Source organism: Leptotrichia wadei (genome assembly GCF_007990445.1).
GTDB lineage: Bacteria > Fusobacteriota > Fusobacteriia > Fusobacteriales > Leptotrichiaceae > Leptotrichia > Leptotrichia wadei_A.
The window spans coordinates 432,424-444,377 of the sequence record NZ_AP019841.1 but is presented as its reverse complement, the minus strand read 5'-3'; the positions used below and the strand labels follow the sequence as shown (position 1 = coordinate 444,377).

5 protein-coding genes are annotated in these 11,954 nt (G+C 32.7%); all 5 read right to left on the bottom strand.

Annotated elements, in window-relative coordinates:
• Positions 1 to 32: 32 nt before the first annotated feature.
• The 5 genes from FVE74_RS02240 to FVE74_RS02215 all read right to left on the bottom strand — a co-directional run bounded on the left by FVE74_RS02240 (position 33) and on the right by FVE74_RS02215 (position 11,755).
• The gene (locus tag FVE74_RS02240; RefSeq protein ID WP_147003005.1) at positions 33 to 695 is read right to left on the bottom strand and encodes a DUF4240 domain-containing protein; all 663 of its coding nucleotides are present in this window, start codon (positions 693 to 695) and stop codon (positions 33 to 35) included.
• Positions 696 to 715: 20 nt separating this feature from the next.
• Positions 716 to 1,318 (bottom strand): DUF2278 family protein, encoded by a 603-nt coding sequence (locus FVE74_RS02235; protein ID WP_147003004.1) that lies wholly within the window; start codon positions 1,316 to 1,318, stop codon positions 716 to 718.
• Between the two features lie 294 nt (positions 1,319 to 1,612).
• Positions 1,613 to 2,992, bottom strand: a complete 1,380-nt coding sequence (locus tag FVE74_RS02230) for a bifunctional folylpolyglutamate synthase/dihydrofolate synthase (RefSeq protein ID WP_147003003.1) — start codon at positions 2,990 to 2,992, stop codon at positions 1,613 to 1,615.
• A gap of 432 nt (positions 2,993 to 3,424) precedes the next feature.
• A complete protein-coding gene (locus tag FVE74_RS02225; RefSeq protein ID WP_232054004.1) occupies positions 3,425 to 10,801 on the bottom strand; it encodes an autotransporter-associated N-terminal domain-containing protein in 7,377 nt (2,458 codons plus the stop codon).
• A gap of 237 nt (positions 10,802 to 11,038) precedes the next feature.
• Positions 11,039 to 11,755 carry an RNA-guided endonuclease InsQ/TnpB family protein gene (locus FVE74_RS02215; protein ID WP_232053998.1) on the bottom strand — a complete coding sequence of 239 codons (717 nt, stop codon included), beginning with the start codon at positions 11,753 to 11,755 and terminating at the stop codon, positions 11,039 to 11,041.
• Positions 11,756 to 11,954 lie beyond the last annotated feature (199 nt).

Here is an 11,954-nt window from a genome sequence, read left to right as displayed (position 1 = left end):
TTTTTAACAATCATTTTAATTTTTTATTAAATTTAAAAATACATTTTTTTAAACAAAGCTGGACAAACTTCCTTCATGCTGCTTGGAAATTGTGTACACCAGTGAAATGTTATTTTTGGATATTTTTTATTTATATAGCCTATTTTTCTTTTGTATTCATTTAATTTTTTATTATAATTATCAATAAAATCATCCCTAAAAATAGTTTTATCATTAATTTTATAACTTTCTTTATTTAAAATTTCATGTGAATCGTTTTTTCTGGCAAAGGCATAAGCTGAAATAAAAGCAAAATTTTCATTTTCAAAATAGTTTGTCATTAACTTTGTTTCAAATGATACATTTATATATTCTGACAAATTATCCTGATTCTTCATAATTGAATAAAATATCTTTTCCCCTTGTGAAATAAGCCAAAGTCTGAAAAAATCAAAGCTCCAGCTCGCAGTATCACCATTTACAAGATACGAAGCGCACCATAACTTTTCGTTATAGCTCTCCTGCATCAACTCAACAGTAATTATTTCAAAATCAAAAATTTCTTCATCTGTTTTTTTAGATAGAATATCTATCAAATAATCTGTAAATTCATTATTATTTTTAGCCTTTTCATGTGAAATAAAAATATATTTCCAAAAGTCCTCCCTTTTCATTTTAAGTTTCGTTTCATCAGTTTTTTTTATTTTTATAGGCATTTTTTATCACACTCCCCTTTTTAAATACTTTTATCTGGATTTTGAGTAACAAATGCAATAAATATGGCTATAATTCTATTACTTTGTCTATTTCTAAAAAATAATCCTCCATCTGAATACTTGGCATCATTTTTTTTGAATTTACCTGTACTCCCCTGATTTAAGTGAATATCATGCAGCCCTTTACCATTAGCATAAAGCCTTCCAAATGCAAATACCTCATAATTATCATTATTTTTAGACTTTTCAACATATTTTTCAATAATCTCCGTCAAATACACGTGTTTCTCATCAAATCCCTTCATCTGAATCATTTCATTATGCGGAAACAATTTCATTCTTACATAATCCAAACATAAATCTTTATCACATTCTGTAATTCCAGATTCCTGTAACAGCATCTTAGAAATCACACTTTCTTCACAAAAATAATTTTTCCTGTAGTATACCCTCAAATTTGAAGAAATAATCTCATTTTTCTTCTCATAAATACTCCCGATATTAACTGCCAAATCATACTTTTTCCCATTTTTATCCACAGCCACAATATGATAATGAGCCCTCTTGTCAAAATCATACCACTTATCCACAACTTTTCCTCTGAACATAGCATATTTTTCCATATTTTCCTCTTTTTTTAATTATAATCTGTTCTTTCTAGCTACTAAAATTTATGACCACTAAGCAAGATTTAAGATTAAACTTTTATTATCAAAGTACATTTTCCCTATTATAAGTATAACATATTTTTTCAAAAATAAAAGAGAGATAATATTTTTATTAATTTTTTTTAATTTATTTAAAAATAAGGGGCATTAACCCCCTATTAAACAATATTATTTAAAATTTTCTATTCCACAAATTTGTTAAAAAATCTGCCTAATAATTTATTTTTTTACTATTTTACGAAAAAAATATTACAAAAACAATTTTTTAAACTTCGCAATCTCATAAAAAGATCCGCAAACCACAATCACCTTATACGAATTATCCTTTTTCAAAACCATTTCCTTTGCCTGATTATAAGCCTGTAAAATTTCATCTTCAAAAATAATATTTTTTGTAGAAATACTTGAATTTTCCAGATTTTTCTTTATTTCTTCAGCAGATAGCCCATAGGTAACTTCTTTTAGGGAAGTTATGAAAATTTTATAATTTTTTTCCAAGATTCTTTTAAAAATATTTGCAATATCCTTTGTTCCGAGTACTGAAAGAACAAAAATCACTTCATCATCTTTAAAAAGTTCGTTCAAATTTTCTGTCAAGACCTTTACAGAATCATCATTATGAGCAACATCTAAAATTGTTGCAGGATTTTTTGAAAAAATCTCAAACCGTCCAGCCAATGAAATTTCATCAAGCCCCTTTTGAATAACTTTGTCACTAATTCCATAAATTTTTGCAATCTCATAGGCAATTAAAAAATTATTTGCTTGAAATTTTCCAAAAAGTGGCAGAACAAATGTTTTTTCTAAATTATTTTTATTATTATTAATTTTTTCAATGTTTTCAGACTTTTCAATATTTCCAGATTCTTTAGAATTTTCATTTTCAACAATTTTCACAATTGTATTATAATTTTGATTATCCAATTCAGCTTGAAAACCTTTATATTTTTCCAAAACATTTACCGAATTATCTGTTTCCCTTTTCACAGCCTCTTCCAGTTCAGCCAAATTCTGAGCATAAATACAAAGCTGCCTATTTTTTATAATCCCAGCTTTTCTATCTGCAATTTTTTCAAGTGAATTTCCCAAAAGAGCGACATGGTCAAAACTCACATTTGTTATAGCCGCTATTGTTGACTTTACAATATTTGTGGCATCGTATCTTCCGCCTAGCCCAGTTTCCAGAAATATGAAATCAGGATTTTTTTCTTTAAAATAAAGTAAGGCTACGAAAGTTGCTATTTCAAAAAAATTTATCTGCAATCCATTTTCTTCCAGAACATTCATAACAGCTTCACAATATTTCACAACATCCTCATCTGAAATCATCTCTTTATTTACCAAAATTCTTTCATTAAATCGTAAAATATGCGGTGAAGTAAATTTAGCAACCGAATATCCGGCTGCAAAAAAAATGTTTTCTAAAAATGTCGCTGTTGAGCCCTTTCCATTTGTCCCTGCAATATGAACAATTTTCTTATTTTCACAAGGTTTTCCTAGTAATTCATAAATTTTTTTCAGTTTTTCGTTATTCTGATTTAAAGATTCCTTTGTTATTCTCTTATTAATTGTTCTCATATTAAAAATTTTTTCTAAAATTTCATCTATTTTTGTTTTATCGTTTTTCATTTTTTTATTTATTTTTTGCCAAGAAGTAAGATTCTTTGTGTTATCAACCTTTCTTTAATTTTTTTTATTATACTTCAAATTTGGAAGTTTGTAAAGTATGCTTGAACCTATTCAAAATTAATACTAAACCCCTTTTAAAAACAGGAACAAATTTTTATAATATTTATTTCATAATCATTCTCAACTAATTACTATGTTTTTTTTATTTTTGTAGGATTGCTCATTTCCGCAAATTCTACAACCTATGGCTAGTCTACATCATTTTTCTATAAATAAAAAATAGCACAATTCATTCTATGCTTTTAATCATGAATTTTTGTGCTATTTTTATAAAAATTTACGCTAAAATCTTTATTAATCTTAACAGGCAAGGAGAAACCTCCCCCTTGCCATAAAATCCTAATATTGTTCTGTTTTTAAAGCAATCCAGAATTAGTAAATAGCCCTGAATCCGATTCCTCCTCTAACATTGTTTCCTTTAGTGTCATATCCGGCATTTACCGTAACACCAAATCTTGTGTTGTCTACACCTATGTTAAGATCGAATTTGCCGTTTCCTCTTCTGTCTTCCTTCTCACTTCTCAAGTTATACCAGTCAGCTGTTGTATATCTTACTCTTGCCTGGTTCAATTTATTCAGCTTGCCAATTTCATTTTCATAGGCCACTGTCAATCCTACTGATAACTGAGTTCTTACTGCCAATGGCTGAATATATTTGAATTCCAGTCCTGCTTCAGGTTTTACTGAGAAATAGTCGTTCCCTTTAACTTCTAGCCGCATTTGTCCAGAGTTTTCCTTTATGTCGTTAAATCTTCCGTATTCCATCTTTAATGCCCCGTAAGGACGCAAATGTGTTCTTTCGCTCATTCTTATGTCGTATCCCAATTCATTTTTCAAGGCCGCTCCATAAGAGCTGTATGTAGACTTCGCCTCAAATGTGTCATCTACAACCCAGTATTTACGGTGCATATTGTTAATTCCTCCAAAGATGTCTCCTGCAACTGTCCATTGTAGTGCTCCGTTGTAGTCTTTTCTTGGCGACATTGTCTTAAAGATTCCAAGTTTTACCATTGTCTGGTCTTCTCTTGATTTTCCTAGATCCTTGAACTTGAATCTGTTTGTAACTGCTCCTGCATACCATCCGCTTGATTTACCCATCTGAACTTTTTCATCTTCGTGAACATAGGCAACTCCCCAGGCATTGCTGTCATAGTCAATTACTCCGGCTGTGTTTGTCTTGTACTCATCCTTCATTCCAAACACTTTTATCTTGTTGTTTTGCTTAGATGGATTTCTCCAGTCCTTCCATAGATATTTAAATTCCTTGTCCAGCGCATTTCCAGTTGCATTTATTCTTTGCTGAGTGTTCGAGTATTCGTAACCTTTCATTTCATTTACAGCCTGTGCAAATATGTGCGGTTCACCTTTTCCTAGGTCATTCAGCTTATTGAAAATTTGTTTTTCTCTTGAATGGATATCTTCAACTCCGTATCTTTGTTCAAGACCATCAAGGAAATGTTCTGTGTCAACATCGTTTTTGCTTGCAAAATCCGTATACGGTATTTTTACCATATATACTGTTTTTATCGGAGCAGCTATGTTTCCAGATTCCACCGGCTGTGCTATCCAAGTCAGGCTTGCTGAATTTACATTTAATGTAACCCCTGTCGATACAACGCTCGCCAATGCATCATTATACGGCTTCAAAATATTATCTCCAATTTGAATCGCTTTTGCATTCAGGTATTTAGTAACTTCCGTACCCATTATCAGGTCAACATCTGTCAGTCCAGATAAATTATTCAACCCTTGAATAGGATTTGTGTAATTTATTCCTGATGTGTCAACATACATTCCGATAGTTGATATTTCCCCATTTGAATGTGTGTGATTATGATCCATCTTTTCTGTTTCCAGATTCAGTCTTGTTACTCCTGACAAGTCAGTTATCAATACTTCTGGAGCTTCTGGCGAAGGTATGTTTGTATCAACTTTTACTGGCGCCACATCTACACCGTCTATTGAAATTGAAACTGGGCTAGGCAGTGATGCAGGCGGAACTTTTACAATCGCTTTCCCTGTCACTTTCTGGTCAGTTGCTGTTCCTTCCACATAAGGTCTTGTTGAAGTGTTTCCAGTTCCATGCGCTTCATAAGGCACATAATTCGGATCTGTCACATCTCCTCTGAATGCATACACACCAATATTTTTGTTTCCAACAATATTTATTGTTCCGTAGTTTTTAATTACTCCTCCATTCGCTACAACTACTCCCTTTATTCCTGCTCCATTTGCAGTAGGCGTTGTCTGAATAGTTCCATAATTTTCCCCAGTCGCAAATCTGTCAATATACATTCCAGTCGTATTATTTCCGCTCAGGTTAATAGTCCCTCTATTAATTGCCTTTGAGCTAGATCCCACAGCATACATTCCAACACTGTTATCATCTGAAACATTAATTGTTCCATGATTTTCTATTGTTCCTTCATTTGTTGCGACTTTTGTAGTTTCATTGTAATATCCAGTCGCCATTCCGATTCCATACTGCTTGCTAGTCACATTACTTGGACCTACTGTAATTACTCCGAAGTTCTTGCTGTTTCCTTGCGTAGAGTAAACCCCAATATTTCCAACACCTGCTCTCAAGTCAATATTTCCATAGTTTTCAGCATCTTGTGAAGAATAAATTCCATATCCATTATTCTTATCCATTACAATATCTGATTTATTAACAATCTTTCCTCCCAGGCTTTGTGGCGCTCCAGAGTAAACATACACTGATTTTTCCCCAACGTGAACAGGATTTGCTGTCGGATTTATTGTCAAGTCTGTCTTAGCCTTTGAAGCCGTTATCAAGTATCCAAACGAATCTGTATCTCCAACCTTCATGTCAACAGATGATGTAACTGTTGTCGCTTGCGGATTCTTGCTGTCATCTGCAATATATACCCCAACAGAGTTATTATTTGCCACATCAATCTTTCCACCTGAAAGGTTTACACTTGGACCTGTCGAATAAACTCCAACCCCGTCATCAGCCACATTAATCTCACCATCTGTCATATTGACATCTTTTCCGTAAATTCCATAAGAAGATTTTCCAACATTAATCTTTCCAGTATTTGCAATAGTTGAAACCTGATCATCAATATACATTCCAATAGATTCATTTCCAGCAGAAGTCGCCGCAACATTAATTTCTCCATTATTTATCAAATCAGAATCATTCGTTCCATACATTCCTGCCGACTTAGTACCATTAACATTAATCTTACCGCTGCTAGCATTTGTAATTATACCGTTATTCGCTCCCATTCCAACTGAACTGTCGTTTCCATTAATCGTGATTTCACCTTTATTTACTCCACGTGTTTCATTTTTAGTTTTTATGTCAGAAGCATTTGTTACAACATAATTTCCAGAACTGTTTTTATCAGTACTGTTATTCTTCACAAACATTCCAACAGCGCCATCATTATCCATCGTAATCTTACCAGTCGCACCATTTTCAACATCAACAACTCCAAATGGATGATGTCCAGAATGTGTAGTCACATTGTCGTAATACGTTTCAGTTTTTGGATCTATTGCAAGCCCTGTTTTTGAGTCAATTCTATAAGAAAGCCCTAAAATACCAATTGATTTTTTACCTCCAGCATTTACCTTTCCATCATTAACTATCTTCGTGCTATTTGTTCCAAATATTCCAATAGCCTTGTCATTTGGATTATTTACTGTCCCTTTTTCAACATTTACAGTTCCTGCAGCATTATTATTAATATATCCGTAATCTACATACAGACCAATTCCACCTCTATCAGATCCAACCGTTTTATCAGCCGATACCGTACCGCTATTATTAATTCCTGTCGTATCATTATCCTTTGTCTGTGCACTTGCCGTTACTGCAAGACCAACAGGAGTTTTAAGATTAACATCTATCGCCTTCATTTGCATATCATCCAGTTCAGCCTTAACAGAACCTGCTGCCGTTACATCAATCTTAGAATTTTGATATAAGAATCTTTTTGTAAATACTTCACTATCTGTATCAGTACCTGAATTATCAGCCTTGTCAACAGCTGAATTTATATTAATATCAGCATTATCTACAACTGCATATTTATAATGACTCTTTCCATTTGAACTTGTAATAGTTCCAACTCCGCTTCCAAGTAATTGATCTACCAATCTATTAGGAGCACCATTATTTTCAACATCTACAGAAACTCGACCTGATAATTTTCTTAAATCTGATACTATCACATCATCATCAAGTATATCAATTCCCATCCCAGTAACATTAATCATATTAGGTTGATCTTGATAATGCACATACCCAACAGCTTTTCCATCTAACACTAATTTCGCATTATTCATATTAATAGCACCAGAAATTTTACTTGTAGAATCGGTATAAAGTGCATATCCTTCACCTTTATACTCAACAGTCGCACCTTTCAAGTCAATCTCTGCATTACCTAATGATGCTATATTAGTTGCTCCATTAGTAACTTTTATCCAGTTATTTTGTGCATTTATTTTAGCGTTATTATCAGCAAATAATCCAAATCCTACATTTTTCTTAGTATTATCATCAACTCCACCTACTATCGAAATATTAGCAACCGACTGAGGATTGGCTTTATTAATAGTTATTGTAGCACTCTTATTAGCATAAGCAGCTCCAACATTATCCTTAGATGAACCATCTGCTCTTAAACGAGTTGTATCATTTTTGAAAACTGAATTTGTGATTTTTAATCCTGCACTTATAGGAGTACTAATTACTGTATTTCCAACAGCAGGATCATTTACAGTAATTTGGGCTCCCTCATCAGCAACAAGTGTTATTGAGTTTGTAGCTTTATCAGAATCAACAGCATTTACTGTAACAGAATTAGGATTATTATTACTATCTTTTCCAATAGCAGTTATGGCTCTATTTCCTCTGTCACTTCCACCAGTTACTGAAGTTGGTGTTACTGTTGCTGTTCCTTTAATCATTACAACATCTCCAGTTACTGTTCCATCTGTCTCATGGCTTGGAGTTCCACCAGTTCCAATAGATCCACCAACTAAAATACCAGTATTATCAATACTATTTGCACCACTTAACTCAACACTTCCTGCTCCAAGTTTATAGTCAGCATCATTTCCAGTAAGCACTCCGATATTATTTTTGGTATTTCCAAAAATTCTAATTTGATGTCCGAATTTGTTTATTCCTGTTGTTCCACTAACACTTGTATCACTGAAATCTATATTGTAGTTTGAGAAAATACCATAACTGTTCTCAATTTGTGGAATCTCAACAGGATTTCCGCTAGAATCGGTTACAACATTTCCAGCACTATCAACTTCAACGTTATTCAATATAAATTCATGTGGAGTTCCTTCTGTTAAACCTGGAGTTATAGTTGTAGTATTTGTAACTGTACTAGTTGTAACTTGATTGCTAGATGTATATTTTTGATTTCCAGTATCAGAACTATCTCCTATATCAACAGCAAAGTTTCCATAAACCACTGACTTATTTTGGCTGCTAGCTTTTTTGATAGAGGTATTTTTTCCAACATCACTAGCAATAAAGAAAGGACTAGTACCAGTAGTAGGGGGTTTATCAGCTGTATCATTTGCATCATCAATCTTTTCAATATACAAACCTATACTGTTATCTCCGTATAATGTCATTGGAGAAAAATTACCAGCAGATGCTTGTGTATCAGAGAAATCTAAATTTAATTGTTTAACATAATTTGGTGTTTTAATGTAAACTCCAACCCCTTTATTACCATACATCTTTATACCATTTTCTTTTCTATTAACTATAGTAATGTCTCTTCTTGCAGTAGTATTCTGTGTTCTTTCAAAAGGATCAGGATTAATAAAAAATACTGCAGAATTTCTATTATACACATTTATTTTTCCTGAATTATATAATAATTGCGGAATTCCATTAGCTGGATTTGTTCCATTACCTACCCAATATACTTCAGGCGACACTACAAATACAGCCGCATCTGAATTAAGTTCATCTTTTTCAAATGAATAATATCCATTTGTACCTGTCGGATGAACATTACTTCCTAAAACGTACATAGGATGTATAGTTATATTTCCTGTATTTATAACTGTTGCCATCCATTTCCCATTTGGCATATTATTTGAATGATCATAACTGTTAGAAAAAGCTACTTTTTCTCCCTCAATAACAGTTGTTCCACTATTTATAAAAGTTTGTGATTTTTCAAGTCCTTTTGCAAGAGCAATATCTTTAAAATCATCATAAGCTCTTGTAACATCTGTTGCAACACCTGAAACTTCAGCATTGCCAAGTGCGGTCATTAAATTGTTTCTTTGTGTTAAAATATCTGCTGCACCATGTGTATCTAAATGAACTAGTTCTCTTATTGGTGTATTATATGTCTTACCTATATTAGATCTATGTATTTCAGGATTTGATTCAGTTTTAAAATTTCTTGCATATAATATATTTCCATTGTTAAGCATAGTTGCTGACTGATTTCCATTATTACCTATATTATTAGCCATTCTTATAAATCCTGATTTAGCCCCGGTAATTGTTTGAGATCTATTAAGATGTCTCACCACTGTATTAGGTGCTATTACAACTGCTCGTTCTGATGCTGTAGGATATCCAGGCACATTTGCATCAGGAATTGATGCTGGAAAACCGTATGATCCCGAAGCCCACGCTCGATCAAGAGGTTTGGATGTATTCATATAATAATCCGTTCCTTGTGTCCCTGAAATCACTATTGGACTTGTTCCTCCATCTACTTTATTTATTAAATCAGGATTATTAGACTGCATATGTTGAGAAAAAGCATTTTGTATACTGTAATCTGAATAAGCATATTCCCATACACCAAAATAACGATATGCATCTCCAAAAGGATAATTTTGATAAGCACTATTTCCGTTATCTATCCTACTTGTAACAAAATTACCTCCAAGTATTGCAACAGATTCAATTACACCTCCACCTGTTTCATCTATTATGCTTCCTGATGGACCATAGATTTCCATTACTCCATTTTTAAGTTTTTTCAATCCTTTATTTGCATCAAAAAAACGTTCTCCACCATTTTGAAGCGATTCTCCAGCCAGACTAAAAGTAGGTGCATTAACACTTACTGTTGTATCTATATTTGGTTTTTCTGGCGGATTAACCGTTCTTGGAGTAAACGAAGGCAACTCACTTATATCCACAGCCATTGATACATTAGCATGCTTTACTTTTGGTATCAACGGATTAAGTGTTGCTGATACTGGGATTGAGGCATTTGGCTCTTGCTTTAATCCTAGTTCTGTCGTGTTTCCGTAAAGAGTGTGAGGATATGCTTCGTATTTGGTTTTGCTCATTGTTTTGTCACGTTCGTATTTGTAGTCAGCAGTTTTGTCTCCACGACCTTTGTATGAACCTTGCCAGCTGTTGTAGAAACCGTTTATTCCGTATTGCCAGCTGCTCCATGGGCTTTTTACAACGTGATCTCCTTGTTCCATTAACTTAACTAATTCCAAGTTTGTCTTTCTAAGCAACTTATCATTTTCATGCCGTGCAAACCTGAAATCACTCTTCAAGTTCGTTATCGACGTGTTGATTGCCTTTGTTTGCGCCTGGATTTCATTTTCAGCCGAAAAAAGATTAAACGAAACTCCTGTCAGTTCGATTAATCCAGTTAATAAAAAAGTTATAAGGGCTGATTCTGTATATTTAAAGTCCTTCACTCTTTTTGCAAAAGACTTCAAATCCTTCTTTAAAACTGTTAAATTATTCGTCATAATTCTAACTCCTTTTATTCTAAACTTTGCCTAATGTTAAGCACAAAAAAATAATTTCTATACCAAGTGAAACTTAGCATATCCATTATTTAAATGAAAATAGTATTTCATTTGAAATCTATTCGTGAACTACTCCCGCTTTTAGAAGCGGGAGCTTCTTGGGAAGTATCTGCTTTTGTTAGCCAAATATATTTACCAAGCTCTTCGGACAGTCCCTGCCCTGTTTTTTTTATTTTTCTAATATTCCAACATCAATTTCCCAATGTTTTTTATATTCAGTGCCGCATTGTAATCTCTATCAATTTCAATTCCACAGCACTCACATTTATAACTTCTTTCTGATAATTTCAGTTCCTCTTTAATATTTCCGCATTTACTGCAAGTTTTCGATGACGGAAACCACTTATCTATCTTCAAAAATTGTTTCCCTAAAAACATTAACTTATACTCAAGCATTCTCAAAAACATTCCCCATCCATTATCTCCTATACTTTTCCCAAAATTTAATGCCTGGCTCATCCCTTTCATATTCAAATTCTCAACAACCACAGCATTGTATTCTTCAGACAATTTTTTCGATAATTTATGCAAAAAATCTCTTCGACAATTTTTAATATACTCATGTAATTTTGATATTTTCGCTTTTTGCTTATACCAATTTTTAGAAAATTTTACTTTCCTTGATAATGATTTCTGTAATTTCTTTAATTTTTCTTCTAACATCCTAAAATATCTTAGATAATCAGCCCTTTGGTTTTCAGAACTGACAAATAATTCAGACATTGAAAAATCAAGTCCAATTACTTTATCATAACTTGGCATTTTTTGAATTTCTTTTTCAAATTCCGTCAAGACAGAAACATAGTAATTTCCATTACTGTTTGTCAATGTTACTGACTTTATCTTGTAATCCTTCGGTATTTCTCTATGATATTTTAATTTGACTTTTTTCAATTTTTTTTACAAAAAAAGCAATTCATCTCCCACTTGTAGAAGTCGGAGACTTCTTGCTATCTTTTTGTTAAAATAAAATTAAATTTAAAATAACTATAAATATTAATTCTCCTTAAAAAAATTTGCCCTAAAAATTAGGACAAATATTTTGAAATGCAATATTCAAACCTCAAATGAAAATTACATCTCAATTGTACTA

Excerpts from the sequence above, each read along its gene's own strand:
- FVE74_RS02240 (WP_147003005.1), bottom strand. The coding sequence starts at position 695 with ATGCCTATAAAAATAAAAAAAACTGATGAAACGAAACTTAAAATGAAA.
- FVE74_RS02235 (WP_147003004.1), bottom strand. The coding sequence starts at position 1,318 with ATGGAAAAATATGCTATGTTCAGAGGAAAAGTTGTGGATAAGTGGTAT.
- FVE74_RS02230 (WP_147003003.1), bottom strand. The coding sequence starts at position 2,992 with ATGAAAAACGATAAAACAAAAATAGATGAAATTTTAGAAAAAATTTTT.
- FVE74_RS02225 (WP_232054004.1), bottom strand. The coding sequence starts at position 10,801 with ATGACGAATAATTTAACAGTTTTAAAGAAGGATTTGAAGTCTTTTGCA.